This window comes from Rhodococcus sp. IEGM 1306, from assembly GCF_036541985.1.
Taxonomy (GTDB): Bacteria; Actinomycetota; Actinomycetes; order Mycobacteriales; family Mycobacteriaceae; genus Rhodococcus_F; species Rhodococcus_F qingshengii.
Genome location: NZ_JAZHFF010000004.1, coordinates 259,571 through 286,545, shown reverse-complemented (window position 1 = coordinate 286,545; position 26,975 = coordinate 259,571). Strand labels below are relative to the sequence as shown.

The 26,975-nt window shown below is 62.1% G+C and carries 26 protein-coding genes; 12 read left to right on the top strand and 14 right to left on the bottom strand.

Features of this window, described 5'->3' with window-relative positions:
* Positions 1 to 10 precede the first annotated feature (10 nt).
* Positions 11 to 925, bottom strand: a complete 915-nt coding sequence (gene ppk2 / locus V3587_RS13845) for a polyphosphate kinase 2 (RefSeq protein ID WP_024487730.1) — start codon at positions 923 to 925, stop codon at positions 11 to 13.
* Between the two features lie 145 nt (positions 926 to 1,070).
* Here ppk2 and V3587_RS13840 point away from each other — a divergent pair, with 145 nt between their 5' ends.
* Positions 1,071 to 1,274 carry a PspC domain-containing protein gene (locus tag V3587_RS13840; RefSeq protein ID WP_003941534.1) on the top strand — a complete coding sequence of 68 codons (204 nt, stop codon included), beginning with the start codon at positions 1,071 to 1,073 and terminating at the stop codon, positions 1,272 to 1,274.
* 94 nt (positions 1,275 to 1,368) lie between these two features.
* On the opposite strand, the gene V3587_RS13835 is transcribed toward V3587_RS13840, so the two are convergent.
* The 6 genes from V3587_RS13835 to V3587_RS13810 all read right to left on the bottom strand — a co-directional run bounded on the left by V3587_RS13835 (position 1,369) and on the right by V3587_RS13810 (position 6,036).
* Positions 1,369 to 1,512, bottom strand: coding sequence for a hypothetical protein (locus V3587_RS13835; protein WP_003941503.1), 144 nt, complete (start codon positions 1,510 to 1,512; stop codon positions 1,369 to 1,371).
* Between the two features lie 63 nt (positions 1,513 to 1,575).
* Positions 1,576 to 1,761, bottom strand: coding sequence for a hypothetical protein (locus tag V3587_RS13830; protein ID WP_223304379.1), 186 nt, complete (start codon positions 1,759 to 1,761; stop codon positions 1,576 to 1,578).
* 212 nt (positions 1,762 to 1,973) lie between these two features.
* On the bottom strand, positions 1,974 to 3,419 hold the full coding sequence (locus V3587_RS13825) for a wax ester/triacylglycerol synthase domain-containing protein (RefSeq protein ID WP_283376784.1): 1,446 nt from the start codon (positions 3,417 to 3,419) through the stop codon (positions 1,974 to 1,976).
* A gap of 136 nt (positions 3,420 to 3,555) precedes the next feature.
* A complete protein-coding gene (locus V3587_RS13820; RefSeq protein ID WP_235171602.1) occupies positions 3,556 to 5,016 on the bottom strand; it encodes a wax ester/triacylglycerol synthase domain-containing protein in 1,461 nt (486 codons plus the stop codon).
* A gap of 466 nt (positions 5,017 to 5,482) precedes the next feature.
* A complete protein-coding gene (locus V3587_RS13815; RefSeq protein WP_031331808.1) occupies positions 5,483 to 5,677 on the bottom strand; it encodes a hypothetical protein in 195 nt (64 codons plus the stop codon).
* Between the two features lie 236 nt (positions 5,678 to 5,913).
* Positions 5,914 to 6,036, bottom strand: a complete 123-nt coding sequence (locus V3587_RS13810) for a hypothetical protein (RefSeq protein ID WP_257217655.1) — start codon at positions 6,034 to 6,036, stop codon at positions 5,914 to 5,916.
* Between the two features lie 584 nt (positions 6,037 to 6,620).
* On the opposite strand from V3587_RS13810, the gene V3587_RS13805 reads away from it, so the two are divergent.
* A complete protein-coding gene (locus V3587_RS13805) occupies positions 6,621 to 7,457 on the top strand; it encodes a DUF559 domain-containing protein (protein ID WP_235171601.1) in 837 nt (278 codons plus the stop codon).
* 154 nt (positions 7,458 to 7,611) lie between these two features.
* Here the strand turns inward: V3587_RS13805 and groL are convergent, their stop codons facing one another.
* The 3 genes from groL to V3587_RS13790 all read right to left on the bottom strand — a co-directional run bounded on the left by groL (position 7,612) and on the right by V3587_RS13790 (position 10,935).
* A complete protein-coding gene (gene groL / locus V3587_RS13800) occupies positions 7,612 to 9,237 on the bottom strand; it encodes a chaperonin GroEL (protein WP_003941476.1) in 1,626 nt (541 codons plus the stop codon).
* A 273-nt stretch (positions 9,238 to 9,510) separates the two neighbouring features.
* Entirely contained in the window at positions 9,511 to 10,068 is a 558-nt protein-coding gene (locus tag V3587_RS13795) for a DUF6764 family protein (protein ID WP_124567879.1), read from the bottom strand.
* Positions 10,069 to 10,149: 81 nt separating this feature from the next.
* A complete protein-coding gene (locus V3587_RS13790) occupies positions 10,150 to 10,935 on the bottom strand; it encodes an HAD-IIA family hydrolase (protein ID WP_003941506.1) in 786 nt (261 codons plus the stop codon).
* An 82-nt stretch (positions 10,936 to 11,017) separates the two neighbouring features.
* Here V3587_RS13790 and V3587_RS13785 point away from each other — a divergent pair, with 82 nt between their 5' ends.
* On the top strand, positions 11,018 to 12,163 hold the full coding sequence (locus V3587_RS13785; RefSeq protein ID WP_283376785.1) for a PucR family transcriptional regulator: 1,146 nt from the start codon (positions 11,018 to 11,020) through the stop codon (positions 12,161 to 12,163).
* Between the two features lie 156 nt (positions 12,164 to 12,319).
* The gene (locus V3587_RS13780; RefSeq protein ID WP_007733715.1) at positions 12,320 to 13,573 is read left to right on the top strand and encodes an NAD(P)/FAD-dependent oxidoreductase; all 1,254 of its coding nucleotides are present in this window, start codon (positions 12,320 to 12,322) and stop codon (positions 13,571 to 13,573) included.
* On the opposite strand, the gene V3587_RS13775 is transcribed toward V3587_RS13780, so the two are convergent.
* Positions 13,545 to 14,936, bottom strand: a complete 1,392-nt coding sequence (locus V3587_RS13775) for an amino acid permease (RefSeq protein ID WP_116057054.1) — start codon at positions 14,934 to 14,936, stop codon at positions 13,545 to 13,547. The genes V3587_RS13780 and V3587_RS13775 overlap by 29 nt on opposite strands.
* 189 nt (positions 14,937 to 15,125) lie before the next feature.
* Between V3587_RS13775 and V3587_RS13770 the strand changes: the two genes are divergently transcribed.
* The 7 genes from V3587_RS13770 to V3587_RS13740 all read left to right on the top strand — a co-directional run bounded on the left by V3587_RS13770 (position 15,126) and on the right by V3587_RS13740 (position 22,599).
* Positions 15,126 to 15,596, top strand: a complete 471-nt coding sequence (locus V3587_RS13770) for an SRPBCC family protein (protein ID WP_003941500.1) — start codon at positions 15,126 to 15,128, stop codon at positions 15,594 to 15,596.
* A gap of 34 nt (positions 15,597 to 15,630) precedes the next feature.
* Positions 15,631 to 16,083 carry a hypothetical protein gene (locus V3587_RS13765; protein ID WP_235171599.1) on the top strand — a complete coding sequence of 151 codons (453 nt, stop codon included), beginning with the start codon at positions 15,631 to 15,633 and terminating at the stop codon, positions 16,081 to 16,083.
* Positions 16,073 to 17,092, top strand: coding sequence for a DNA polymerase III subunit beta family protein (locus V3587_RS13760; RefSeq protein ID WP_283376786.1), 1,020 nt, complete (start codon positions 16,073 to 16,075; stop codon positions 17,090 to 17,092). Before V3587_RS13765 ends, V3587_RS13760 begins: the two co-directional genes overlap by 11 nt.
* Positions 17,093 to 17,164: 72 nt before the next feature.
* Complete coding sequence (locus tag V3587_RS13755) at positions 17,165 to 17,878, top strand: phosphatidylserine decarboxylase (protein ID WP_003941540.1); 714 nt, start codon at positions 17,165 to 17,167, stop codon at positions 17,876 to 17,878.
* A 59-nt stretch (positions 17,879 to 17,937) separates the two neighbouring features.
* Positions 17,938 to 18,768, top strand: coding sequence for a CDP-alcohol phosphatidyltransferase family protein (locus tag V3587_RS13750; protein ID WP_029254795.1), 831 nt, complete (start codon positions 17,938 to 17,940; stop codon positions 18,766 to 18,768).
* Between the two features lie 21 nt (positions 18,769 to 18,789).
* Complete coding sequence (locus tag V3587_RS13745) at positions 18,790 to 20,967, top strand: AAA family ATPase (RefSeq protein ID WP_283376787.1); 2,178 nt, start codon at positions 18,790 to 18,792, stop codon at positions 20,965 to 20,967.
* Positions 20,968 to 20,976: 9 nt separating this feature from the next.
* Positions 20,977 to 22,599, top strand: coding sequence for an amidohydrolase (locus tag V3587_RS13740; protein WP_283376788.1), 1,623 nt, complete (start codon positions 20,977 to 20,979; stop codon positions 22,597 to 22,599).
* 91 nt (positions 22,600 to 22,690) lie between these two features.
* On the opposite strand, the gene V3587_RS13735 is transcribed toward V3587_RS13740, so the two are convergent.
* Positions 22,691 to 23,599: an aminoglycoside phosphotransferase family protein gene (locus V3587_RS13735; protein WP_095970446.1), complete on the bottom strand. Its 909-nt coding sequence runs from the start codon at positions 23,597 to 23,599 to the stop codon at positions 22,691 to 22,693.
* Between the two features lie 251 nt (positions 23,600 to 23,850).
* On the opposite strand from V3587_RS13735, the gene V3587_RS13730 reads away from it, so the two are divergent.
* Positions 23,851 to 25,089: an HNH endonuclease signature motif containing protein gene (locus tag V3587_RS13730; protein ID WP_283376789.1), complete on the top strand. Its 1,239-nt coding sequence runs from the start codon at positions 23,851 to 23,853 to the stop codon at positions 25,087 to 25,089.
* An 88-nt stretch (positions 25,090 to 25,177) separates the two neighbouring features.
* On the opposite strand, the gene V3587_RS13725 is transcribed toward V3587_RS13730, so the two are convergent.
* Positions 25,178 to 26,197, bottom strand: coding sequence for a DUF2804 domain-containing protein (locus tag V3587_RS13725; RefSeq protein ID WP_095970448.1), 1,020 nt, complete (start codon positions 26,195 to 26,197; stop codon positions 25,178 to 25,180).
* A gap of 2 nt (positions 26,198 to 26,199) precedes the next feature.
* A complete protein-coding gene (locus V3587_RS13720) occupies positions 26,200 to 26,952 on the bottom strand; it encodes an isocitrate lyase/PEP mutase family protein (RefSeq protein ID WP_095970449.1) in 753 nt (250 codons plus the stop codon).
* Positions 26,953 to 26,975 lie beyond the last annotated feature (23 nt).

Genomic DNA, 26,975 nt, shown 5'->3' with positions numbered 1-26,975 from the left:
CACGCGCCGACTATTCGAGGCTTCCCACGATCAGCGGATCCGGAGTACCCACGATCTCGTAATCCTTGTTGTCGTAATCGAACTGACTGAGCACGTGACGCATCGCGTTTATCCGCGCGCGCTTCTTGTCATTGCTCTTGATGACGGTCCACGGAGCGGTGTCGGTATCGGTGAACCGGATCATCTCTTCCTTCGCCGCCGTGTACGCATCCCACTTGTCCAGAGAAGCGATGTCCATCGGCGAAAGCTTCCACTGCCGAACGGGATCGACCTGTCTGATCGCGAACCGCGTGCGCTGCTCCAGCGGGGAAACCGAGAACCAGAACTTGATCAAGCTGATGCCGTCGTCGACGAGCATCTGCTCGAACAACGGCACCTGGCGCAGAAAACGCTCGTGCTCCTCGTCGGTGCAGAAGCCCATGACCCGCTCGACCCCGGCCCGGTTGTACCAAGATCGATCGAACATCACCAGTTCCCCGGCAGCCGGAAGGTGCTGGACATATCGCTGGAAGTACCACTGCGTCGACTCGCGGGCCGACGGCTTCTCCAGCGCCACGACGCGAGCGCCTCGAGGATTGAGGTGCTCCATGAATCGTTTGATCGTTCCGCCCTTGCCGGCAGCGTCGCGTCCTTCGAACACGATGGCGTGCCGTGCGCCGGTTTCCTTCGACCAGTTCTGCAGCTTGAGGAGTTCGATCTGCAGCAGACGCTTGGACATTTCGTACTCGTCCCGAGGCATCCGTGCGTCGTACGGGTAGCCCTCCCGCCAAGTGTCGACCTCGAAACCGTCCGGCGACGTCAGCAGCACCGGATCGTCGTCGTCATTGTCGTCGACGGTGAAGGCGGCGGTGTCGGCCAGATCGACGGCGGTCGAGAGATCCGCGAAGGCGCTGAGGAACGGTCGGCGTTCTGCTAAATCGGTCACCGCCGACAAGTTAGTCTCCCGCAGCAACTGTTCGGTGAAGCTGGGATGAACTACCGGGGTATGACACGGCGGCCTCAAAAGATCAGGGTGCAGATGGGGGTCGTCCCCGATGGTGCGCGGCGCCATCTCGCTTCAGAATTGAAGCATGACATTCGAAAGCAACACACCTCGCCCCTTCACCCGTTCCAACGACAAGAAAATGTTCGCCGGAGTGTGCGGCGGAATTGCAGATTACTTCGGCGCCGACGTAAATCTTGTCCGTCTACTCGCGGTTATCGCCGCTATTTGCACGGGTGGAACCGCGGCTTTGGTATATCTCGCCGCCTGGATGCTCATGCCGTTAGGTTGAGAATTCCGGCAATTGACATGGCGAGAATTACGCGCCGACAAAAAGGTATTTCGGGGCCTACGCGCCAACACGAGCAGGCCCCGAAATCGACAATCTACTTGGCGGCCTTCAACTCTCCACCGCTGAGCGCAGCGAGGGCCTCGAGACCCTTGACGGCCAGGCCACTGACGCTGCCCAACCCCTGACCGATGATCGCACCGACTGAGCCGGCAGCGTCCATGACAGATCCTTCAAGCATGACGTTCTCCTTTAGATGTTCAGTGGTTCACTTGGGACGAGCAAATGACGCCGATCAGAAAACTCAGGGAACGACAGGCGGCGTAAAGCTGAGGGTGTCGAGAGATCCGAAGATTCCACCGGCGGTGTCAGCCAGTGAACCGAAGAGGTTTGCACCGACATTGTCCAAGCCCAGCAGCATTGTCAGCAAAGCCTGCATCGGTGCACCGTCCCCATTCGGACCACCGAGAATATCCATCAACGAACCCATGTTCAGCTCCTCGCGTAGGTGATTCTTTTTACCGTCGGTGACGATTATCGAACCAGTCCGGCGGTAGACACTCGACGTGTCGACAGTCACATTAATCCGCGAGATAACGACTCGATACCACTACGGACAATTACCTTAATTAGGACGAATTCGACAGAAATTTCCCGAACACAAATCGTCGATTCACCACAAGTTCCGACGCAAGTTACTCTTTATCGTTCGACTACCTCACGATTTTGGTCAGAAACTGCCTGCAGAAGCGTCGTGAACCCCACCCGCAACAGTTCGACATAGTGCTCGATATCCGGCATCGTCTCTCGCGAGACGATGACATTGAGCGTCAGAGAACCTCCACGCGCGGCAATGAGGAAGTGGCGCAGAATGTCTCCGTCGACCGGCGCCTGCCCGCCGAGAACTGCCACCGCCGGCGCACCTTCGAAAACATTGCCGTCGACCGATACCGGGACATTGCTGATCGTCGTGTTCTGAATGACCTTGTGCGAAGGGTCCAGCTTGTTGAGCCGACGCGAGAGACCGGTGAGTCTGAGCAGAGCCGCAGGCGAGGTTTCGATGCGTGTGCCGTAACGACGGACGGCTGGGTGCGAACTCCGCCCCTTTGCCATCAGCGCCGAATCCCTGATCAGTGTCAGCCGCTCGACCGGATCTTCGACGTCCGTGTGCAGATCGACCGTCAACAGCGCCAGTTGGTTGGCCGATTCCCATTCGGCTATCTGCCGCATCGATCGGGGAACCATCGCCGCCAACCCACTGGCCGACTTCTCGCCCTTTTCCGACAGGTATGCGTCGAGAGCACCGGCGACCACGGTCAGGAAGATGTCGTTGACCGTCACGTCCGGAACGGCCGCTCGGATCGCTTTGATGTCTGCGCCGTCCAGCGTCAGGAAATCGATCGTGATGTCTCCGCCCAGCACGCCGTTGAATCGGGTCGGTAGGCGGTCGGCCGAGTACGTAGGCAGCTCTCCGGCCTCTTCCGCCTCCCGAACCGTCTCGGCCGCAACCTTTGTCACGGACAGACCCCGGCCGAAACGGATCGCCTGGCCGGGCAGACCCACGACCGTGCGCCCGATCAAATCCAGCGACGAAAGCCCCGAACCGGCACGCTTCGTCTCCGGTTTCGGCGGACCGGAGAACAGAAGGTTGGTCAGATCGCGGATCGCCAGACCGTCACCGGCCCCGTGGTGGGTCTTGAGCATGATCAGCGTCAGATTGCCCGGCAGCTCGTCAATCCCGTGCACGCCGGTCATGACGTGCAACTCCCAAGGCGGCCGGGACAGGTCCATCGGCTCCCCGAGCGAGCGCCCGAGCAATTCACGAACCGGCGCCCACCCGGCAACAGGGGCACGATGGACGTGCACGTGATCATCGACGTCGAAATCGGCCGGGACCCAATAGGGATAGTCCAGATCCAGCGGAACTCGCTGGAGTCGACTCGTGAACAGTGGCCAGTACCCGAATCTTTCGGTGATCCACCGAACCGCGTCGTCGTGCGTCATCTCTGCGAGCGGATGGCCTGTCGTGTCGAAGAAGTAGGCGCAGACCATGTGGCTCAGATGTCCGCCGGACTCGTTGTAGACGAACTCCGCGTCTCGCGGTCCCATCTGAGATACCGCGGCTGGCAACGAGTTCCGAAAGATCATGCATGCCCCTCAATTCCGACGCTGAACGAATGTCCGAATTGTAGCGAGCTGACATGCAGATCCTCGGGGTTCTGCCCGGAATCGTTGGGTATCACCGGATCCAGCAATCGGAAAAGGTGCCTGCGATTCCGATCGATCAGGAGGCAACCTCTTGGTCAGGTGAATCCGCAGTCTGCATCGCGGCTGCCGCCGCCAAATCATCGAAACTTGCTCGCAGTAGTTCGATGTAATGGTGGAGATCGGGCATGGTCGCGGTATCCGCGATGACGTTGAGGGTCAGTCCCCCACCTGCTGCGGCGACCATGAAATGCCGCAGCCCATCCCCGTCGATGGGCGCTTGCACTGCAAGCACAGCCGCGCCCGGAGCGCCGGCAAGCGTCAACCCTTCGACCGAGAGTGGAATGTTACTCACCATCGTGTGCTGGTAACGCGGTCGATCGAGGCTGTGATCGTTCTGCTTGCGCGCATACGCCATCAATCTCATCAACGGCGCCGGCGTGGTCTCGACTGCGGCCCCGGCACGCCTGACCGCGGGATGGGACGTACGCGCCTTCTCCGACCGTGCCGAACTCGAAATGAGCGCCAACCTCTCCAACGGGGACTTGACCTGGGTGTGCATATCCACCAGCAGAGCCACCAACTGATTCGCCGATTCCCACGCTTCGACCTTGCGTACCGAGCGAGGAACCATCGCAATCAAAGAACCGCTTGGCGTTTCATCTTTTTCCGTGAGGTAACGCGTCAGAGCGCCTCCGACAACGGCGAGTAGAACGTCGTTGACAGTGGCACCAGGCACCGAATCCTTGATCTCACGGACCTGCTCCCCGGACATTGTCATCGGTTCCAGTGAGGCAGCTCCACTCACCTTGCCGTTGAATCGAATTGCAGGCCTCTCGTTGAGGCTCTCCACCCATTCTCCGGCCTTCTTCGCAGCGTCAGCATCTCGCTGAGCGCGTCGGTTGCCTGGTACCTGCCTTGCGAAGCGATATATTCGGCCGGGAAACCCCAGTAGCGACTTGGTGAATATCCTCGCTCGCACAAACGGCACAGACGGTTCGGACCCAGCCTGCTGCACCTTGCCCGAAAAGATAGTTTCGCCCAACGTCCTGATGGCGATACCGTCAGCTGCACTGTGGTGAGACTTGAGCACCACCGCCGTCAGTCGGCCCGGCAATTCTTCAAGTCCCTCCAAACCTACGAAGAAGTGCAGTTCCCACGGCGGACGGCGCAGGTCCATCTTGGTGGTCAACAACGCGCTCAACGGCTTTTGCAGTGCTGCCCATCCTGTGTCACTGATCTTGTTGACGTACACGTGCTTTCGGACGTCGAAGTCAGGGTCCGTCACCCAGTAGGGATGGTCCAGTCCCAACGGAGTCCGTTGGACTCGTTGAGTGAACATACGATCACATCCAAGGCGTGCGGTAACCCAGTCCACTGCCTGTTCTGCCGTGAATTCCGCGCTTGGGTGCAACGATGTCTCGAAGAAGTACACAGCGATCAAATGATTCAGGTGACCAGCGCCCTCGTGATAGATGAATTCGGCATCGCGTGGGTTCAGCTGCGCCATCCTTGCGCCTGACGTATTGGACGCGCCCATTGAACTCCTTGTATCGCGGCTGGTTGCCCGCACATTCGCCTGAGTGCAAAGCTTGTGACTATAAATCCGGTGATTGCAAAACCAATGGTCCCCGAAGCCACAAGGCTACGGGGACCAAAGTTTCAAGCAAGTGGAGGTTGTGCAGGTTCGCCTGACTGCTCCGCTACGATGATGTCCTCGACAACCGAACAATATGGTGCAGTCGCTGGAGTGATCACGGCTTCTGTGGAGGATCCTTGATGATCTTGCTTCCAGTGGAAGTGAGACCAAGCATGTTCGATACCCACGTGATCATTCCGGTTATATAGGTTTGCAGCATGACCGATTCCGTTCTTCTATGGCGTGGGGGAAGACGACAGCGCGTTGAAATACTTTACAAACGTGCCCACGAGATCGACCGATCCGAAATCGACGATCTTGGACAGGTAGTCCAGGAAGAGATCGAACATCTTTTCTCCTTCTCCTTCTACAGGCCGGCTACGGAGCCGAGGACCGATTGGACGCTGCCCGCCGCAGCTTCACCGAGCGCACCGCCCATGTTGAGGCTTCCGGTGATCGACACGAAGATTCCGTCAACGACCTTGACCAAGTAGAACAGTGGATCCACGAGGGATCCGACGTCAACGCTTGCGAGCGCACCTATCAAACTAGCTGTGTCCACCGTATTTCACACTCCTTGAGATTGATTTCGTTCACTGGGTAAAGCAATTCACTTCTCAGTCGACGTTCGGGAGCCACCCGAAGTCAACCGAGGCGATAAACGGGGTAAACAAAGCCATCCCGAGAATGTTTTTGATCAACCCCCCGGCCTCGCCCTCGAGAACATCCGCAATCGATCCCAGATCCATCATTCGCTCCTGTCATCAATAACATTGGAAGAAGAACTTGCAGGTTCCGTCAACTGAGGTCGATTGCCGAAACCAACGATCCGGTGACCCCGTCGATTCCCGGCATGAGCGAACCGGACCAGACGTTACCCAGCAGGTCGGTGAACAATGCCGCCGTTGTCTGCAGGAACATGACGATCATATTGAATCCCACGCTTTCGATTGGCCGCGAATACTCACGGAACATTTACATTGGAATGCTTGATGCAGCCCACAAAGAACCGGTCCAAGCAGCAATTAAAGAATCCCAGTCGAACTATGAAACCGAGACCCTCCGGGGTGGGTGCCCACTTCCGCGGCTGTGACTGACATCAAGGTAGTCCAATAGGATCCGGTTTGGGTGCCTTTTGCCCAAGAATTTCAGATGGACCTGAAACCTGTTCCATATTCGCAGGTCTAGCGTCCAAGACGCCTGAAAATCGTTCAAAATGGAATAGCAACCGGAATGCACGTCGTCCGAAAGGCTTAGTACTTGAGGGTATTCAGAACAGAATTATCCACCAAAAGAACTAGCGGTATCCGCACTTCACAGGTTAGCGGACGCGAACAATCGGGACGGAAATATCAAACACCCTTCAACGTTCGGATAGATGAAGCTTCTCGTTCCCCACCTTCTCGATACACGCGTTACGCCGTGAGGTTGTCCACACACACGCGGCCATCCACAAAGTGGCTTCTGAATCCGCGCCGTCAGGCGCTTGCCGCCACAGTGCATACGTGGAAGTTGTCACGAGAAACCAGTTGCTCCAGCAGGGCACTTCGAGCAGTTCGATCTCCCGTTCCACGCGATCAGGGCGACTCCATCGAATCCTGCCGTCGGTGTACTCCACCGAAGAACCTGGATACTTCGAGCGTTGCGTCGCGGTCACACTGTGGAAGCCCGAGGCCGTCCTCAGCCATACCAGCGCGGCCTGGCTGTGGGATCTCCTGCCGGAGGAACCACGCTTCGTCGAGGCCACCGTGGCTCCCAGCGTCCGAGCAGGCAGTCCGCAGTGGGTACGGCTTCACCGACGAACTGGAGTCTCGTCGGATGAGTGGATGGGTTTACCGATCGTGCCGATCGAGCAGTGCTTCATCGACGTCGCGACCACGTTGCCACGGCCCGAACTCGAGGCCTTCTTCGACGCGGCGGTATCGACCCGAGTGCCGTGGAAGTCGATAGCTCAACTGTGTGATGCGAGCCGCGGCAGGCACGGGATCCCCGCCGTACGCGAACAACTCCGCACCTGTTGCCCGCTCACTCGTTCGGAACCGGAGCGAGCAGTCGCCCGTGCGCTGACTGCGCGCAACGTCCATCTGGAGATCAACGCTCGGGTCGGACCCTACTTCGGCGACCTGGTCGACACGCGAGCCCGGGTGATCGTGGAGATCGACGGGCGCGAATTCCACACCGACCCCGCAACTTTCAACAACGATCGACGGCGTCAGAACGCACTCGTTCTCGACGGATGGATGGTGTTGCGTTACTCCGCCGCCACCGCGATGGCCCATCTCGACGCTGTGGCGGACGAAATCATCACAGTGGTCCGAAGACGCCGACACAACCGGGCGTAAGCGCGGGCGTAAACGCACACAGCATCGAGCGTGCAACGGGAAACCGCGATCGCGTCGCAGCAGTGGACAAAAATGCCCACATTCATCTCCAGACAAGCAAAAGCCCGGCCCACCGAATGGTGGGCCGGGCTCTAGGAGCTAGGTGGAGATGGACTCAGAAGTCCATGCCGCCCATGCCGCCGGTCGGATCGCCTGCAGGCGCTCCGGCCTTCTCGGGCTTGTCAGCGACAACGGCTTCGGTCGTCAGGAACAGAGCCGCGATGGACGCTGCGTTCTGCAGTGCCGAGCGGGTGACCTTGACCGGGTCGTTGATGCCTGCAGCGAGCAGGTCGCCGTACTCGTTGGTCGCAGCGTTGAGGCCGTGACCTGCGGGCAGGTTGGAGACCTTGTCCGCAACAACGCCGGGCTCGAGGCCTGCGTTGAATGCGATCTGCTTGAGCGGAGCGGACAGTGCAACGCGAACGATGTTCGCGCCGGTTGCCTCGTCACCTTCGAGCTTGAGGTCGTCCAGTGCGGGAGCTGCCTGGAGAAGTGCAACGCCACCACCGGCGACGATGCCCTCTTCGACGGCTGCCTTTGCGTTACGCACTGCATCTTCGATGCGGTGCTTGCGCTCCTTGAGCTCAACCTCGGTAGCAGCGCCGGCCTTGATGACTGCAACGCCGCCGGCCAGCTTGGCCAGACGTTCCTGCAGCTTCTCACGGTCGTAATCCGAATCGCTGTTCTCGATCTCGGCGCGGATCTGGCTGACACGACCGGCGATTGCGTCGGCGTCGCCGGCACCCTCGACGATGGTGGTCTCGTCCTTGGTGATGACGACCTTGCGTGCCTGGCCGAGGAGCTCGAGGCCTGCGGTCTCCAAGGAGAGTCCGACCTCTTCGCTGATGACCTCGCCACCGGTGAGGATGGCGATGTCGGCGAGCTGAGCCTTACGACGGTCACCGAAGCCGGGAGCCTTGACGGCAACAGACTTGAAGGTGCCACGGATCTTGTTGACCACGAGGGTGGAGAGAGCTTCGCCCTCGACGTCCTCGGCGATGATCAGGAGCGGCTTGCCGGACTGGATGACCTTCTCCAGCAGGGGCAGCAGGTCCTTGACCGTGGAGATCTTGGAGCTGACGAGCAGGATGTACGCGTCTTCGAGGACGGCTTCCTGACGCTCTGCATCGGTGGCGAAGTACGCCGAGATGTAGCCCTTGTCGAAGCGCATGCCCTCGGTGAGCTCGAGCTGCAGGCCGAAGGTGTTGGACTCCTCGACCGTGATGACGCCTTCCTTGCCGACCTTGTCCATAGCCTCGGCGATGAGCTCACCGATGGACGGGTCGCCGGCGGAAATACCGGCGGTAGCAGCGATCTGCTCCTTGGTGTCGATCTCCTTGGCGGTCTCGAGCAGGCGAGCTGTGACAGCCTCGACAGCCTTCTCGATGCCGCGCTTGAGGCCGAGCGGGTTCGCGCCGGCTGCGACGTTGCGCAGGCCTTCACGGACCAGAGCCTGTGCGAGAACGGTAGCGGTGGTGGTGCCGTCGCCAGCGACGTCGTCAGTCTTCTTGGCGACCTCCTTGACGAGCTCGGCGCCGATCTTCTCGTACGGGTCGTCGAGTTCGATCTCCTTGGCGATGGAAACACCATCGTTGGTGATCGTGGGGGCGCCCCACTTCTTTTCGAGAACGACGTTGCGACCCTTGGGGCCCAACGTCACCTTGACAGCGTCGGCGAGGGCGTTGAGGCCTCGCTCGAGGCCACGACGTGCCTCTTCGTCGAACGCGATGATCTTTGCCATTGCGAAGTGATCCTCCGGATAGGGGGTGACACACAAGGTGACCGCTCGTCGGGTCACCTCATCGGCACAAGGCGACCGTTTGACCAGTCACCTCGTTACACGGGCGACCGATTTGCCTGGTCACCCATCTACGCCTGTGGTCTAGTCAGTGCCCGCGACGGACGACCGGGGGTGTCTATGGTTCCCGGTCTCACTGCCTCGACCTGGCACTCACGGTTCGCGAGTGCCAACTGCATTTTTAGCACTCGAGCGTGCCGAGTGCAAGGTTGAGCCTCAGCCCGCGATGCAGAACTGTCCGTTACTCAAATTGACCGCAAACGAGAGCACTCCGACGCAGTCGACGCCGTTGGCATCGGCCGTAGCGCCCGCTCCGTAACCGGCGATGGCGAAGGTGACGTTGCCGTCAGCCGCCCCGGCCCGCGCGATCCCGCCGCCGAGCGCAAATGCCTGCGCCTGACCGTTACCGCGAGAAGCCCCCAGCGCGGTTCCGAAGCCGTTTGCATATGAATTGGAGTACCCGTTGTCGGCGGCGACGCTCACGGCGGTACCGCTCTCGGCAGCACCGGCCTGCGAACGGCCGGCTCCGACGGACTGCGCGCCGCAGCTCGCGGTCCCGGAGACCTGGATGTCATTGGCCGACGGCGGCGAGACACACGTGACGGGGGCTGCCGAAGCAGCTCCCGCACCGGTCAGCGCCAGCCCGGCGGCGAGCCCCATACCTACAGTCATCACAGCCCCTGTTCTCGCCAGGCGGCCCCCCAACCGACTACTGGAAATTCCGCTGACTCGAGAGGATGAGCGACGGAACCAGACTGACGAGATCAAGGGCATAGAAAACTCCTTCGTGGAACAAGTTCATTGGATTCGGGCGCGAGAGTACCCGCTCGAGTGAAGTCCGTCACCCCCGCCTGGTCAAGCCTCGAGGACGACCCCGAGAAGGGCCGGAAGATCCGCGACCGAATCGATGACATGATCAGGCTTCTGAACCGACAGGTCGAGCACTGTTTGCCGAAACTTGCCTGTGCGCACCAGAACTCCGGTCAAGCCGACTCGTTGGGAGGAAAGGACGTCCCCGATCAGATCGTCGCCGACCATCACCGTCGCCTCCGGTTCGACATGCATCAGCTCCGTGGCTGTCAGGAACCCCGTGAGAGACGGTTTACCCACTGCGGCGATATTTACACCTGCCACTTCCTCGAAGCCCGGCAAGTACGTTCCTGTATCGATCCGAAGGCCGTCTACGGTCTCCCACATCATGCCGCGGTGCATCGCGACGACGGGCACACCGGCGAGCAGAAGTTCGAGCACTCGGCTCAGCGCCTCGTGAGTGAACTCCGGGCCGGCGCCGCCGAGAATCACGACCTCCGGATCGGCGTCGTCGAATTCGATTCCCTCGAGATCGGCAGACACGTCACCGTGATTGAGGACCCATGCCCGCGCGTCCGGGTACGTCGCCCGCACGTACTCCCCCGTGAGCCTGGCGGCGGTCACTATCTGGCTCGCCTCGACCTCGATACCCGCATCGCACAATCCCTGCGCGATGAGCGTCGAACTGCGCGAGGTTGTGTTGGTCAGAAACCCACAGGCCAATCCGCGCCGCCGAACTTCGCGTACCGCTTCCCCTGCTCCCTCGATCGGCTGCCAGGACGTGAGCAGGACTCCGTCGATATCGAACAGAACACCTTCGATGTCGGCCATTGCACCAGCCTATATTCGCCATCGAGGTCCTGCCGAGGCGTCGTAACCCGAAATCCGTCGATCGCTCAGTAGGCTCCCACCCATGGACCTGCGCGACGACGACCTCTTCTCCGTTGCCGGTTCTCTGGCCGAATTGCTCGGCGCTCCCGTCACGATCGAGGACGAGAACTCGACTGTCCTCGCGTACTCCGGCGGCGAGCAGGCCGTGGACGAAGCTCGCATCGGCACGATCCTCGGCCGGCAGGTACCCAGTCGATTCCGCCAATTACTCTCCGATGCAGGAGTATTCGATCGCCTCCACCGAGAGAGCGACCCAATCTACGTCGACCTCGAAGACCCTGCGATCACGCCGCGACTGGTCATCGCAGTTCGCGAGAACGATCACCCCGTCGGCTCGATCTGGGTCGCACTCGCCGGAACACCGACGCCCACACAGGAATCGATACTTCGTTCCGCGGTATCCGTCGTGGCCGAGAGAATCGCCTCGGAGCGTGACCGGGTCGACAGCACACGCCGTCGCCAATCCCAGCGCGTCCAAGCTCTGATCGGCGGTGGCGAACCCGCATTCCGCGCCGCAGACGACTTGCGGTTGGCAGGCCCGCTCACCGTCGTCGCCGTCGGAACCGTAGCGGGACCACTGCCGGCGGGGTTGGTCGCGTCCTTGAGCTTGTACCTCGACACTCTGGCCGTCGACGCCGTTGCCGCTCAACTGTCCGAGACCATCTACCTTGTCATCGCGACCGACGAGACCAACGCTCGCCGATTGTCCGCCGACTTCCTCACCCGCGCCCGTGGCCGCGAATTCCTGGCAGTGGCCGTCGGTCGGACAGTGAAGTCTGCAAGCGAATCACATCTTTCGCGCTCGGACACCGACCATGTTCTCGGAGCGCTTCGTCATGGCCGGTCCGGCGGAACCGTCGCGGGAATGAGGGACACGTTGGCCTCCGTTCTCGCCCTGCACGTCGCCGACATCATCGACGGACTCGGCGACGCCACGCCGCTCGGAAGCCTCGAACGTCACGACTCTCAGCACGGCAGCGATCTGGTCGCGACGGCAAAGGCCTTTCTCGAGCACGGCGGTGACGTGGCGAATTCTTCTGCCGCACTGCATGTTCACCCCAACACGCTCCGCAACCGCCTGCGTCGAGGCAAGGAGATGTGCGCCGTCGACCTGACCGACGCCGACACCCGCTTGATTCTGATGCTGCAGTTCAAACTCGCTCGCTGAGCAGGCGTGGCGGCGCGTTGTGCGAATCCACAACGAGCCGACTCCGACGATGGCCGAACGGCCAGTCCTTTTGCCGCCTCCGCGATTCATGCTTGAGAGAAGAGCCGGATGTGACCGGCGTCTCGGTTCGAGCAGAGTCTGTAGAAGGAGTGCGTCATGGGAACTCGTCAGAGCCCCGATCGTGTGGTCGTGGTCGGTGCGGGTGTTGTCGGATTGTCGACGGCCTGGTTCTTGCAGGAACGTGGAGTCGAGGTCACCGTCGTCGATCGCGACGGCGTCGCAGCCGACGCGAGCTGGGGCAACGCCGGTTGGCTTGCCCCCGCATTGACGCTTCCGCTGCCCGAACCCGCAGTGCTCCAATACGGCTTGCGCGCGATGCTCAGCCCGTCGTCCCCGGTGTACGTGCCACTGACCACCGATCTGAAGCTGATTCGGTTCCTGGTCGGGTTCGCGCGCCACTGCACGCCGTCGAAGTGGCAGGAAGCGATGTCGGTCTACACCGAGGTCAACCGAACAGCCTTGGGCGCGTACGACGAACTCGCCGACGGTGGCGTCAAAGAGCTGACGCGCCTGGCCGATCCCTTCCTCGCCGCGTTTGCGTCCGAGAAGGACCGACAGACCTTGGTGGACGAGTTCCATCACGTCGAGGCCGCGGGCGGCGAGGTCGACTTCGACCTCCTCGACTACGACGCGATTCATTCGCTCGAGCCTTCACTCGGTCAGGGTGTGAAAGCCGGTTTGCGTCTGCGTAATCAGCGTTTCATCGATCCCCCGTTGTTCGTGAACTCGTTGGCGGACGCGGTTCGTGAACGTGGTGGAGAAATCGTCAGCGGTTTCGACGTCACGCAGATCGACGATCGGGTCGGCGGAGTCACTGTTCGCAGTGCACACGGTGATTCACGCGACGGTGACGCCGTGGTCATCTCGAGCGGTGCCCGCTTGAACAAGCTCGCAGCACCGTTCGGTGTGCGCAAACTGGTGCAGGCCGGACGCGGATACAGCTTCAGTGTCAAGCCCGAGCACCTCCCCAAGAACCCTGTGTATTTCCCCACCCAGCGCGTCGCATGCACTCCGTTGCACGATCGCTTCCGAGTGGCCGGAATGATGGAATTCCGCAGCCCTGACGCGCCGCTGGATCCGCGCCGCGTGCAGGCGATCATCGATGCGGCCAAGCCGATGCTCAGCGGCATCGACTGGACTGCGCGGGAAGAGGAATGGGTGGGATCACGACCGTGCACTACCGACGGCTTGCCGTTGATCGGAGCCACGAAGTCGCCGCGGGTGCACGTCGCCGGTGGTCACGGAATGTGGGGAATCGCCCTGGGTCCGTTGACCGGAAAGATGGTGGCCGACTCGATGACCGGCGCTCAGACGCCGACCGTCATGCGCCACTTCGATCCGCTGCGCTGACAGCCGGTTTCACCCACTTGTAGTACGCGCCCGTCAGCAGAACCAGCCATCCGGCACCGACGAGCAAAGCAACTCGGGTATCGGCGATGACGCCGAGCAACACGATGACAAAAGCCAGGAACACGATCGCGAAGATCTGACCGTACGGCCACAGCGGCACTGGAAACTTCAGTGCCGCTGTTTCGTCTGCACTCATCTGAGCGCGGGAACGGAACTGCGAGAGCAGGATCATGATCCAGACGAAAATGGTGGCGAAGGTCGCCAGCGAGGCGATGACGAGGAACACCTGGTCCGGGATCAGGTAGTTGAGCAGGACTCCCACCAACAGGGCAACGGTCATGATGACAACGGTCATCCACGGAACACCGTTGGCGGAGACTCTCTTCATCACCTGTGGAGCCTGGCCGGCGTGCGACATCCCGAACATCATGCGACCCGCACCGAAAACGTCGCTGTTGATGGCGGACAGGGCCGCGGTGATGACAACGATGTTGAGGATCGATGCGGCCGTTCCCAATCCGAGGTTCTCGAAGATCTGGACGAACGGGCTGTTGTCGGAGTTGATGGTCTGCCACGGAATGATCGCCATGATGACGGCGAGGGTGCAGATGTAGAAGAGAATGATGCGCACCGGGACCGTGTTGACGGCTTTCCTGATGGTCTGCGCCGGATCCTCGGCTTCGCCCGCGGTGATACCGATGATCTCGGTGCCACCGAACGCGAACATGACGATCGCGAAACACGCGACGAATCCGCCGAAGCCCGTCGCGAAGAACCCGCCGTCCGACCAGAGGTGGCTGATTCCGGCATCGGTGTCGTGAACGCCGAATCCGAACACGATGATCGCGATGCCGCCGGCGATCATCGCGATGATGGCGGTGATTTTCACGAGCGTGAACCAGAATTCCAGTTCGCCGAAAACCTTGACGCTCAACAGGTTTATCGCGCCGATGAAGAAGACCACAGCCAGAACCCAGATCCATCTCGGTACGTCCGGGAACCAGAATTGCATGTACAGGCCGAAGGCGGTGACGTCGGCAAGGCACACGATCACCATCTCGAACGTGTACGTCCACCCGGTCATGAAACCGGCGAGTGGTCCGAGGTGCTTGTTCGCGTACTCGCTGAACGAACCGGAAACCGGGTTACGGACCGCCATCTCGCCGAGCGCTCGCAACACCAGGTAGACCGCGATACCGCCGATCAGGTAGGCCAGGAGCACCGACGGGCCGGCTCGTTTGATGGCCTCGGCGCTGCCGTAGAACAGTCCGGTTCCGATGGCTGATCCGAGGGCGATGAAGCGGATATGGCGCGCTGTCAGCCCTCGCTTGAGGCCATCCTGCGTCGCGGCGTCGCTGTTCACTTCTCGGTACTCCAGTCGGATGGATCGTCATACGTGCGCGAACCATTGTCCGCTACCACCGCGCGTGTTCCCGCACGACCCTGTTGGACGGCCGTACAGTGACCTGACACACATGGTCCATTGACGGATCGCTTACGATCGACAAAAGTGTTTGTAACTTTACGTAGCATCAACTCGACTGGAGAGACTGTGTCCAACACCCTCGAAGCAAGCATCGACATCGACGCATCACCGCAGGACGTGTGGGCAATCGTCGCCGACCTGCAGCGCATGGGCGAATGGAGCCCCCAGTGCAAGGTGATGAAGGTGATCGGCGGGACCGTGCGTGAGGGTGCCAAGACGATCAACGTCAACCGCAAGGGCCTGCTGGTCTGGCCGACGTCGTCGAAGGTCGTTCGTTTCGAACCCAACAAGTCGGTGGCGTTCCGCATCGCGGAGAACCGCACGATCTGGTCCTACGAACTCGAGCCGACCGCTACCGGCACCAAAGTGACCGAGCGTCGCGAGGCTCCCACCGGAACGTCGAAGGTCTCGCAGTTCCTCGTCAAGACCGTCCTGGGCGGAAACGCCGACTTCGAGGTCGAGCTCGTCGAAGGCATGAATGCCACCTTGAAGCGTGTGAAGAGCGAGGCCGAGGCGGCTGCACGCACCTCTGCTTGACCCTCGACCTGGTCGAGGCATCAGGATCCGTTCCATGGATCCCGTGATGACACAGATAGCGCAGGCACAAGAATTGGCGAGCTCCGGCGATCGAGCCGGGGCTCGCTCTGCGTTCGAGAAGGTGTGGGAAGAGATCAGCGCCGCCCCCGATACGCTCCACATCGTCTCCCTCGCGCACTACATGGCCGACGTTCAAGACGATCCGGCTCAGGAGCTCTGCTGGGACCTGCGCGCCCTCGACGCTGCCGATTCGTTGACCGACGCGCGAGCCCAGGAACACCACGCATCGCTGCAGGTCGCCGGTTTCTATCCGTCGCTGCACCTCAACCTTGCTGCCGACTACCGCAAACTCGGACGAGACACCGAGGCCGTCGAGCATCTGACGAAGGCCGAGGCGTCGGTCGGCACACTCGCCGACGACGGTTACGGCCGGATGATCAGGGGCGCCATCGAGCGACTGCGTGCAGAATTGATCCGTGACCACTAGTTCCGCCCTCCTGACGATCGGCGAGATGTCCAGGGCGTCGGCGCTCCCGATCAGCGCCCTGCGGTTCTACGACAAGGAAGGCGTGCTTGTCCCGCATTCCGTCGATCCGCACACCGGTTACCGCTGGTACACCGACGACCAGCTCCGCAACGCACGTGTGATCGCCGGTATGCGACGCGTCGGTGTTCCGATCCGCGACATGATGGCCGTCCTGACCGGGCCGGAACCCCATTCGTGCCTGGACGTCCATCTGCGCAACCTCGAGGACGGTCTCGCCGACGCCCGCGCCGAACTGGGGCGAATTCACCGGCTGATCGATTCGCTACCTGCCTCCGGCGGCGTGGACATCGACTCGTGGGATCTACGACGCGCACTCGACGCCGTGCTGTTCGCAGTGAACGAGGAATCGGAGTTCCCGATACTTCGCGGCGTCCACCTCGACATTCACGACGGCGTCGCTGCGTTTGTCACCACTGATCAGTTCCGGCTCGCAGTCGCCGAGGTGAAAGTTCACTCCGCTCTGACGGTGTCCGCTGTCGTTCCCGTGCTCTTCGCGCGATTGTTACGCGATGTCGCCGGCGTCGTGACGCTGACTTTCTCCGCGCGCACGGTGACTGCGTCGTATCCGGGAGGTGAGGTGTCCAGCCCCCTGATCGAGGACGGAGAGTTCCCCGATCACCGAATCCTGCGCGAGCACCACAACGCCGTCGAACTGAGCGGCGACCACCTTGCCGCCCTGCTCAACGGCACCGAGGACAGTGCCGTCGTCAGCGTCGGCGAAGACGGTGGTGCCCGGGTGGATCCGGGCGGAACGGATCCCCGTGAGAAGTTCCGAGTACTGGTCGACCGGCAGCGACTGCGCGACGCCGCCGCAGCCCAACCGGGGCGGCAACTGGTGATCCGAGTAAGCGGTGCGACGCTCCCGCTGGCGATACGCACCGGCGACTGTGTCGGGTACTACTCGTACTTGATGCCACTACAGCCTGTAGGAGAGAAGGCGTTCACGTAATCTATGGATGCTCTACCACCCCGTACTGTCAGTGCGACCAGCAGAAGACCTACCGAGTAGTTAGAGGAGCCTGTGGCACGCCGACCCACACCCCCCGGAACCCCGCAACCCACCGGGATCGGACATATCGTCGATCTGGTTCGCCATGCGATTCCGCCACTTCATCCCGCCGGCCTGCCGTTCGTGCTGGCCCCGCTGGGAGTTGCAGCTCTGGGCCGCAACCGTAAGTGGGTGCGCCGAGCCGGTCTGACCACCGCCGCCGCATGCGCCACGTTCTTCCGTCACCCGCACCGGGTGCCGCCCAACCGCATCGGCGTCGTCGTCGCACCCGCCGACGGCGAGGTGGCGTTGGTCGACAACGCCGTTCCGCCCGCCGAGCTCAATCTCGGAAGCGAGCCGCGCCCGCGCGTCAGCATCTTCCTGTCGGTTCTCGACGTGCATGTCCAGCGCAGCCCTGTCGGTGGAACGGTCAAAGAGGTCGTTCACCAGGCAGGCAAGTTCCTCTCCGCAGATCTCGCCGACGCCAGCGAGGTCAACGAGCGCAACAGCATGCTGATCGAAACCGCCGATGGTCACGACGTTGCGGTTGTCCAGATCGCGGGACTGCTTGCACGCCGCATCGTCTGCTACGCCGGTGTCGGTGACGTCCTGCCGATCGGCGACACGTACGGACTGATCCGTTTCGGCTCACGCGTCGACACCTATTTCCCCGCCGGAACCACACTCCTGGTCGAGCCGGGACAACGCACGATCGGTGCTGAAACAGTTATCGCGCAACTGCCGTGAAGACGCCGAAGATGAAGTCAGCCGTGAAGAAGCCGGGAGCAGCCCAACCCGGCGCGAAGATGCCCAAACGCACCCAGGCGGTGCGGTTGCTGCCGTCCGTCATCACCATCCTGGCGCTGTGCGCCGGGCTGTCCGCCGTCAAATTCGCTCTCGACGGACAACCCGGTACCTCGCTCGCGATGATCGGCGCCGCTGCCGTCCTCGATTCACTCGACGGCCGCATCGCGCGACTGCTCGACGCCACCAGCAAGATCGGCGCCGAACTCGACTCACTGGCCGACTCCATCTCCTTCGGCGTCGCCCCGGCCCTGGTCCTGTACGTGACCTTGCTGGACGGCACCAGCATCGGCTGGATCATCGCGTTGATCTACGCGGTCAGCATCGTGTTGCGACTCGCACGTTTCAACACTCTGCTCGACGACGACGACGTCCCCGCGTACGCACGTGAGTACTTCGTCGGCGTTCCGGCTCCGGCCGGCGCACTCATCGCCCTCACTCCCCTGGCCGCGACGGCTCAGTGGGGTGACGGCTGGTGGTCTTCGCACTTCGTCGTCATCGTGTGGACGCTCTTCTCGGCTGCACTGATCGTCAGCCGCATCCCGACGCTGGCGATGAAGTCGGTATCCGTGCCGCCGCACATGGCGGCCGGCCTGCTCGTCCTGGTGACGTTGGCTGCAGCCGCACTCATCACCTACCCGTACATCCTGCTGATCGTTCTCATCGCGATCTACCTGGTGCACATCCCGTTTGCCGTGCATTCCAAGCGGTGGGTGGCAGCACGTCCCGAAACCTGGGACATCAAACCTTCCGAACGCCGCGCGATCCGACGCCAACCCAACGTCGGTGGCCGCCGCTCGGCCGCTCGTCTCGGATTGCGGCGACCCCGCTAGTCCACGACGTACTCTCGAGAGGTGACTTCGCCGGAACTCGCCCTCACCGTTCGACTCAACACCTCTGCCGCCGACCTACGCCGCGGGGTCGTGCGCTTGCACCCCGAAGCGTTGGCGGCGTTGGGCATCCGCGAATGGGATGCCATCGCACTCATGGGAGCCCGCGGCACCGCGACCGTCGCGGGCCGTGCGCCCACCGGAACCCCGGCAGGCACGATCCTTCTCGACGACGTCACCATGTCGAACGTCGGCTTGACCGAGAACTCTTCCGTCGTGGTCGGTCCGGTGACGGTGTACGGAGCGCGATCCGTCTCCGTCACCGGCTCGTCCATGGCGACAAATTCGATCAGCTCGACGGTTCTGCGACAAGCCCTTCTGGGCAAGGTCGTCAGCGTCGGCGACACGGTCTCGCTCCTCCCCCGCGATCTCGGCCCGGGTACAAGTACTTCCGAAGCCACCCAAGCACTTTCCCGCACCTTCGGCGTCGCGTGGACATCCGAACTGCTCACCGTAACGGCCGTCGAACCTGCCGGTGGTCCGGTCAGCGTCCAGCCGAATTCGGCGGTCAACTGGGGTTCCGGTTCAGCGGGTGCGCTGACACCGAGTGCGCTTGTCTCCAGTCCCGCGACAGTCGCGATCGAACCCGCGCCATCGGTCCCGCTGGATCACCTCGTCGGCGCGCAGGCGCAGGCGGCCAAGCTGACCGAGTGGCTCGGCCTGGCACTCGACGAACCAGAACTGCTCCGTACGCTCGGCGCCTCCCCGCACCTCGGCGTCCTCATCACGGGCCCCGCCGGCGTGGGCAAAGCCACGTTGGCCCGCTCGGTCCTGTCCTCGCGCAAACTGGTCGAACTCGACGGCCCGGGAGTCGGTGCCACCGAGGCGAATACCCGCCTGCAGCGAATCGTCGACGCCGTTGCTGCCGTGCGCGGCGGTGGTGTACTGCTGATCAGTGACATCGACGCTCTGCTTCCGGACACCGCGGAACCGGTGTCCGCACTGATCCTCGAACAACTGCGCAGCGCCGTCGCCACCCCGGGCGTGGCATTCGTCGCGACCTCCGCCCATCCGGAGACCGTCGACGCGCGCCTTCGCGGCCAGGATCTCTGCGACCGGGAACTCGCACTTACCCTGCCGGACGGCGCAACTCGCAAGGCGTTGCTCGAGCTCCTGCTCCGCCGCGTGCCCACCGGGACTCTCGAACTCGACGCCATCGCCTCGCGCGCACCCGGATTCGTGGTCGCCGACCTCGCGGCGCTCTGCCGTGAAGCCGCTTTGCGAGCGGCGACGCGGGCCTCCAAATCCGGTGACTCTCCGGAGATCACGCAGGAAGATCTTGTCGGTGCCCTCGAAGTGATTCGGCCACTTTCCCGTTCGAGCACCGAAGAACTCTCGATCGGCAGCGTCACCCTCGACGACGTCGGCGACATGGTCGAAACCAAACAGGCGCTCACCGAAGCAGTTCTGTGGCCGCTGCAGCACCCCGACTCCTTCGCACGCCTCGGTGTCGACCCGCCTCGCGGTGTGCTCCTCTACGGCCCTCCCGGCTGCGGCAAGACGTATCTCGTTCGCGCCCTTGCCAGCTCAGGTCACCTCAGCGTCCACGCTGTGAAAGGCGCAGAGCTGATGGACAAGTGGGTCGGCGCCTCCGAAAAGGCCGTACGCGAGTTGTTCCAGCGCGCACGCGATTCGGCGCCCTCGCTGATCTTCCTCGACGAGATCGACGCCCTTGCCCCGCGTCGTGGTCAAAGCTCCGACTCCGGGGTGTCGGATCGCGTCGTGGCCGCGTTGCTGACCGAACTCGACGGCGTCGAGCCGCTACGCGACGTCGTGGTGTTGGGCGCCACCAACCGACCGGATCTGATCGACCCAGCCCTCCTGCGGCCCGGCAGACTCGAACGACTCGTATTCGTACCGCCGCCGGATGCGGAGGCTCGCAAAGCGATTCTGCGTGCTTCCGGCAAGTCGGTACCGCTGGCCGAAGATGTCGATTTGGACATTCTGGCCGTCGATCTCGAGGGATACTCGGCAGCAGACTGCTCGGCTCTCCTGCGTGAGGCTGCACTCGCCGCCATGCGTCGGAGCATGGACGCGGCCGACGTGACGGCCGCGGACGTGGCAACCGCCCGTGAGAAGGTACGTCCCTCACTCGATCCCGAGCAGGTGGCACACCTACAGGCGTACGCGGACAACCGATAAGGACTGACCATGGCTGCTGATCTGGTTCTGTACGGCGACATCGTGACCATGCACGAGGAATCACCACGCGCCCAGGCGCTCGCCGTGACGGGCGGCCGGATCACGGCCGTCGGCGCGCGCACGGACGTCGAGGAACTGGTGGGGCCGGATACCCGCGTCGTCGACGTCGGAGGTGCCACTGTTCTGCCGGGGTTCATCGAGCCGCACGGTCACCCCCTCGAAGAAGCGATCGTGCTCGGGCCTGACGTCGTCGACATCCGGCCCGTCACGATCGCCGAGGCGGATGCCGTAGTTGCTGCCGTCGTCGACACTGTTCGTTCGCGAGGTGCTGCCGGTGCTTCTCTGAATGGTTGGGACCCGTTGCTGCAGAAGGGCCTACCCGACCCGACCATCGACTGGCTGGACTCCGTCGCGCCGGAGCACCCCCTCGTGATCATGCACAACTCGGGTCACGTCGCGTATTTCAACACGGCGGCAGCAGTGCAGGCCGGGATCACCCGCGATACCCCCGATCCGATCGGCGGATCGTACGGCCACGACGCGACGGGCGCACTCGACGGAGCCGCGTACGAAATGCCTGCGGTGTTCGCAGTCGCGGGCCACGCAGTCACCATCGGTGACGACTTCCCCGCACTGGTGGCGGCCGAATGCGCCCGACTGAACGCCGCCGGAATCACCACCATCGCCGAATTGTCGTTCGACCCCAAGATGCGGCCCGCCCTGGCAGCGATAGCCGACGCCGGACTGCTCACCACCCGCCTGCGGCTCTACGAAATGTCCAACGACGCACGCACTACCGAGGCGTCGCCGGGCGACGGAAACGACCTGGTGCGCCAGATCGGCATCAAGGTCTGGTCCGACGGTTCGCCGTGGGTCGGCAACATCGCGACCAGCTTCCCGTATCTCGATACCGAAGCCACCCGCGCGCTCGGGATCGCCTGCAAACACGGGCACGCCAACTACACCGGCGAACAGATCCACGACATCAGTTCCGCCTACTTCGCCAACGGGTGGCAGATGGCATGCCACGCCCACGGCGACGACGCGATCACCATGGTTCTCGACGCGTGGGAGCAACTTCTGAGGGAGCACCCCCGGCCCGATCACCGGTTGCGTCTCGAACACGTCGGCGCGATGCGTCCGGATCAGTTCGTCCGCGCAGCGGAACTGGGCGTCACGGTCAGCATCTTCATCGACCACCTGCACTACTGGGGTGACGTTCTGGTGGATGACCTGTTCGGCCCCGAACACGGATCCGTTTGGGCCGCAGCAGGATCTGCACTCGCTGCCGGACAGCGGTTCACCTTCCACAACGACGGACCCGTCACCCCCGCCAATCCGCTACGGAACATGCACGACGCCGTCACCAGACTTTCGCCCAGCGGCCGCGTAGTCGCGCCTCAGGAGCGGATCCCCGTGGACGCCGCCGTGCGCGCCCACACGGTCAACGCCGCGTGGCAGCTGTTCAGCGAAGATCACATCGGGTCCATCTTCCCCGGCGCCTACGCGGATCTTGTTGTGCTGTCGGCGAATCCCCTCGAAGTCGAGCCAACCGAGCTGGCCGAAATCACGGTGCTCGCCACCTTCCTGGAGGGCCGGACGGTGTACGGGGATCTGAGCGCGATCGGCTGAACGGTCGCCGAACGCCGTAAAAAAGGGCTGTTATCTTTCTCTGCTCGAGTTCCAAGGATCGTTGCGAGAACGGAAACGGCGCTGGGTGGTCTCAGAGTTCGGAGTGGATGTCGTCAATGACCTGGGCAATCGCATGTTTCGCCCAGGTCGTGATCTGCTCGTTCGTGTCGCGGTAGTACGGCAAGGCAACCAATGCAATCGACAGAGCCCATGCGCGGCCACGCGTCCAAGTGTCGTCGTCCACGTCAACACGAAGCCGGAATGTATGCCGAGTGCTCGGCGTCAGCAGAGTCCATGCAATCAGGCAGTCGATTGCCGGGTCTCCGAGAGCGAGCCCACCCCAATCGATCACGGCCGAAAGGCTGCGGTTGCTCACCAGGATGTTTCCCGGGTGCAGATCCGAGTGCATCCACACCGCTGGGCCTGCGTAGTCGATGACGTGGCGCGCCTTTTCCCACGCCACCTCCGTCAGCGCTCCGTTCAGCAGGTCGCCACAGGCTGCAATACTCGCCCGAGTCGCTGAATCTCGTCGCTCAATCGGGTCGGCCCGGTAGGAATGCAGCGACCCCTGTGAGCGCAATCCGAGAGTGTCGATGCGACGTAGACTGTTGACGAAGTCTGCGAGTTGGATGGCCAGGTGGTCATCGACCATGCCGGGCACAGGGTTTCGCCCTGGCACCCACGGGTGCACCGACCATTGCCACGGGTATCCGAAGGCCGCCTCACCCACTCCTACTGGAACGGGCACGGGGACCGGTAGGTACGGGGCCAGATGTGGCACCAACTGTTGCTCCTTTGTGATTCCCTCTGCCGCACCTGGGGTGCGGGGCATACGGATTACCAGCAAATCGCCTAATCTGATCATGACGTTGTCGGTGCCGATCGACTCCACTAAGCGCAACGGCAGATTGGCCCACTGTGGCATCTGACTCGAGAGCAATCGCCGCACCAACGCAACATCGATGTCTGGTTCCTCTATGTGCAACTTCCGAATCTGCATGACATGAGCAAACCACTCCCGCACATTCCGGCAATCAAGAAGTCATGAAGAAGACAACAGTCGCACAGTGCCGACAATGTCCGTCCGCATCACCGACCGCGACACATCCAGACCTCCTTCGCCGTGACTGCCGCACATCGAATGAAGATCCGAAAAGTCCCAAAAATCGGAATTGTCGAAAATTATTGCATAGGAACAGTTTTCGAGATACAAGTCTTGTATTCGAAACTTTGTTCGATTAGAATTTGGGCATGGACAGTCGGGAAGCGTGGCAGCTGGATGGTGAGGGCCTCAAGAGTGAGGTTCTGGATCTGGTGCGCGCCCGGCACGAGTTGCAGTCGCGGATGGTGTTGCTGATCGTCGAAATGTTTTCCCGGGACGTTCTCGGCGGGAAGGGTTTTCGGGCGATCGCACAGTGGTTGCACGGGTCGACGAATCTGGAGATCGGCGAATGCAGCCTGCTGGTCGGGTTGGCGCGGTTGCTGATGCTCGAACCCGTGGTGGGCGATGCGTTTCACCGCGGTGACGTTGATGCGTTGAAAGCCCGTCAGGTGGCGTCGTTTTGTCAGCATCCACCGAAGAACATGACGCCGGCGGATGTCGACAAGGCCCGCGGGATCTTGTTGGGGTTGGCGTCGAAGAACATCGTGGATTGCGATGCGGTGCGGGCGGCGATCCGGCGGATCGAGAAGCAGTACGGCAAGCGCGAGGACGGCGTTCCGGTCGGCGAGGATTCGGAGCGTAACGAGTTCTACGCCTCGAAAGGCTTGTACGGGCGCGTGTCGGTGAAGGGTGACTTGGATGCTGTGAACGGGGCGCGTCTGATCACGTTGTTGTCGAGCCTGTCTGCGCCGACGCCGGAGAAGGACGGGGTCAAGGACACCCGTACTCCGGCGCTGCGGCGTGCGGACGGGTTCTGCGAATTGTTGCGGCGGTACGAGCGGGCGGGGTTGGGTCCGATCGAAGGCGGGGTGAAACCGCACATCACGGTGACTGCGTCGGCAAAAGATATGACAGACCTTAAAGTTCTGAAAGACCTCCTGCCGTCCACTGAGGAGTTGGGGTTCGCGTGGGCGGATTGGGTGGGCCCGATCAGTATCGATACTGCGCGGATGTTGGCGTGCGACTGCACCGTGACGCGGATCTTGTTGGATGCGAATGGTGTTCCGCTCGACTGCGGTAAGGAAGCGAGAACGGCGACGGTGCCGCAGCGGCGGGCGTTGGCGGTTCGGGATGGTGGGTGTGCGTTTCCGGGGTGCGGGACTCCGTCGGGGTGGTGCGATGCTCATCATATTGTTCACTGGAACGATGGTGGCCCAACAGATCTCGACAATCTGATCTTGTTGTGCGGTCATCACCACCGGACACTGCACCACACCGAATGGCGGGTGGAGATCGGGCCGGATCGCAAAACGGTGTTCTACCCGCCGATGTCTGTTGATCCGTATCAGCAGCCGATCGGCGGGAACAGCCCACCCACAGCGGCGTGAACCGCGACAACTGAAGACGTGAGCACCGAGGCACCTCCATGCCTCGGTGCTCGTGCTGTGTTCTGGCGCCTTCGCGGAGACGTAAGCCTTACCAGCGGTTCCGAACCTCCTCGGCAAATCCGAGGAGATCTCGAAGCACCACGGAGATACCGTCGTCGAGGATCACTGTGCCGGAGAACTTTCCGAATACCTGATGCTGAATCGAACGCAGCACCCCGACGTCGAAAGCCGCGGCACGATCGATGATCGGCTCGAAAGTCAACTCGAAGCGACCGTCGTTGCTCGAGAAGTTCCACGGAGCGCCGTCGTACGTTCCCTGCGGGATATCGAAGTCGATCCTGTCCAGTTTGTGCGCCCGTCCTCCGACAAACACGATGTTCTCGCTGGCTGCCCCGGTATCCCCGAAGCCGTACCCGATGTTGAATCCGAACCGCTCGCCGTTCACCAGTCCGGATGCAGAACCCCAGAACCAGGTGTTGTCGTAAGTCCAGACTCCCCTGCCCCAATCGAGAACGCCGAATGAGTCTTCCGAGCGAAATGTGAAGTCGTCGATCCCAATTCGCACGGTCCCGGCAGCGGGCAGGCAGTTGATCTTCTGGTTGTAGTAAAACGATCGGGACGCCTTCGGAAACGGTGTGGCGATCACCATCCGGTCATCGGCAGGACTCGCCAGGAACAAATCGGCACGAAGACCTCGCCCACCGTCGAAAGCCGGGTAGTCGACAATCAAGTGGCGCCCACCGTCCACATGGCGAAACTCGAAGCGAGCTTTACCTTTCGACACCACCACATCACCGTCGTCCGCGCTTTCGGGCAGACCGAGCCTTCCCATCGGGAACGGCAGCATCACGTTTTCGGTGATCTCGTGTGGTGTTCGGAAATCGAGCCAGGAGACTCCGAGCAAGCCCATGTACCCGTTGTCGGCGACGGTCAACGCGATGCCGTAATCCGCAGTGAGAACGCAGTAGTAGTCCCACTCCTTGATCCGGAACTTGGGAGCGGTGATCGCAGAGCGTCGATACTTGCGAATTTCCGATGGGGCCCAACCCGTCTCGACCAAATGTCCGCGATCGTCGAGAAGCGGGCCGGGCGACATCAGTGTCTGCATTCTTACTTCCAGCGTCCCAAGATCTCGCTCGCACGGTTGGCCAAGGCCATCTGGAAGAACGGACCGAAGCTCACACGCGCCACTCCGAGCGGCCCGAAACTTGCCGGGTCATCCTGGTCCGGAATTCCGATCGCATTGATCGGAAGTGGAAGTTCGGACGTCAGGCGGCGCTGGGTCGCGTCGTCATGCCGCCCGACGGGGTAAAGAACGTCGGCACCGGCGTCGGCTGCCAACTTCAGGCGTGCGATGGCGCGATCGACGCGATCGGACTCGTCTCCGACCTGCTTCACGAACAGGTCGGTGCGTGCGTTGACGACGACGTGAACTCCGGCGGCGTCGGCGGCCTGACGAAGCCCACCCACGAAGTCGGCGTGCTCCTGCGCCTCACGCAAGCGTCCGCCTTCACTGTGGACGGTGTCCTCGATGTTGAGTCCGACAGCGCCGGCATCGATCAACCCGTCGATGAGAACTGCCGGCTCGAGCCCGTAACCACCCTCGATGTCCACCGAGATCGGGGCGTCGACCGCACCGGTGATCTGCTTGATCCGGTGTAGAAGTTCGTCGAAAGTAATGCCCTCGTTGTCCGGCTTACCGATGGAATCGGAAACCGGGTGGCTGCCCACCGTCAGGGCTGCAAAACCGGCAGCCACCGCAAGATTCGCCGACCACGCGTCCCACACCGTCGGGAGAATGACCGGGTTGCCTGGCTGGTGCAACGCCAGTAGAGCAGTTGCCTTGTCGTTGATCGAAGTCATGCGGTGGCTCCTCGAGATCGTGG

Excerpts from the sequence above, each read along its gene's own strand:
- V3587_RS13730 (WP_283376789.1), top strand. The coding sequence starts at position 23,851 with ATGGACAGTCGGGAAGCGTGGCAGCTGGATGGTGAGGGCCTCAAGAGT.
- V3587_RS13840 (WP_003941534.1), top strand. The coding sequence starts at position 1,071 with ATGACATTCGAAAGCAACACACCTCGCCCCTTCACCCGTTCCAACGAC.
- groL (WP_003941476.1), bottom strand. The coding sequence starts at position 9,237 with ATGGCAAAGATCATCGCGTTCGACGAAGAGGCACGTCGTGGCCTCGAG.
- V3587_RS13720 (WP_095970449.1), bottom strand. The coding sequence starts at position 26,952 with ATGACTTCGATCAACGACAAGGCAACTGCTCTACTGGCGTTGCACCAG.
- V3587_RS13820 (WP_235171602.1), bottom strand. The coding sequence starts at position 5,016 with ATGGGCGCGTCCAATACGTCAGGCGCAAGGATGGCGCAGCTGAACCCA.
- V3587_RS13735 (WP_095970446.1), bottom strand. The coding sequence starts at position 23,599 with ATGCAGATTCGGAAGTTGCACATAGAGGAACCAGACATCGATGTTGCG.
- V3587_RS13785 (WP_283376785.1), top strand. The coding sequence starts at position 11,018 with ATGGACCTGCGCGACGACGACCTCTTCTCCGTTGCCGGTTCTCTGGCC.
- V3587_RS13830 (WP_223304379.1), bottom strand. The coding sequence starts at position 1,761 with ATGGGTTCGTTGATGGATATTCTCGGTGGTCCGAATGGGGACGGTGCA.
- V3587_RS13790 (WP_003941506.1), bottom strand. The coding sequence starts at position 10,935 with ATGGCCGACATCGAAGGTGTTCTGTTCGATATCGACGGAGTCCTGCTC.
- V3587_RS13780 (WP_007733715.1), top strand. The coding sequence starts at position 12,320 with ATGGGAACTCGTCAGAGCCCCGATCGTGTGGTCGTGGTCGGTGCGGGT.
- V3587_RS13740 (WP_283376788.1), top strand. The coding sequence starts at position 20,977 with ATGGCTGCTGATCTGGTTCTGTACGGCGACATCGTGACCATGCACGAG.
- V3587_RS13725 (WP_095970448.1), bottom strand. The coding sequence starts at position 26,197 with ATGCAGACACTGATGTCGCCCGGCCCGCTTCTCGACGATCGCGGACAT.
- V3587_RS13750 (WP_029254795.1), top strand. The coding sequence starts at position 17,938 with ATGCCCAAACGCACCCAGGCGGTGCGGTTGCTGCCGTCCGTCATCACC.
- V3587_RS13835 (WP_003941503.1), bottom strand. The coding sequence starts at position 1,512 with ATGCTTGAAGGATCTGTCATGGACGCTGCCGGCTCAGTCGGTGCGATC.
- V3587_RS13825 (WP_283376784.1), bottom strand. The coding sequence starts at position 3,419 with ATGATCTTTCGGAACTCGTTGCCAGCCGCGGTATCTCAGATGGGACCG.
- V3587_RS13810 (WP_257217655.1), bottom strand. The coding sequence starts at position 6,036 with ATGTTCCTGCAGACAACGGCGGCATTGTTCACCGACCTGCTGGGTAAC.
- V3587_RS13795 (WP_124567879.1), bottom strand. The coding sequence starts at position 10,068 with ATGCCCTTGATCTCGTCAGTCTGGTTCCGTCGCTCATCCTCTCGAGTC.
- V3587_RS13765 (WP_235171599.1), top strand. The coding sequence starts at position 15,631 with ATGGATCCCGTGATGACACAGATAGCGCAGGCACAAGAATTGGCGAGC.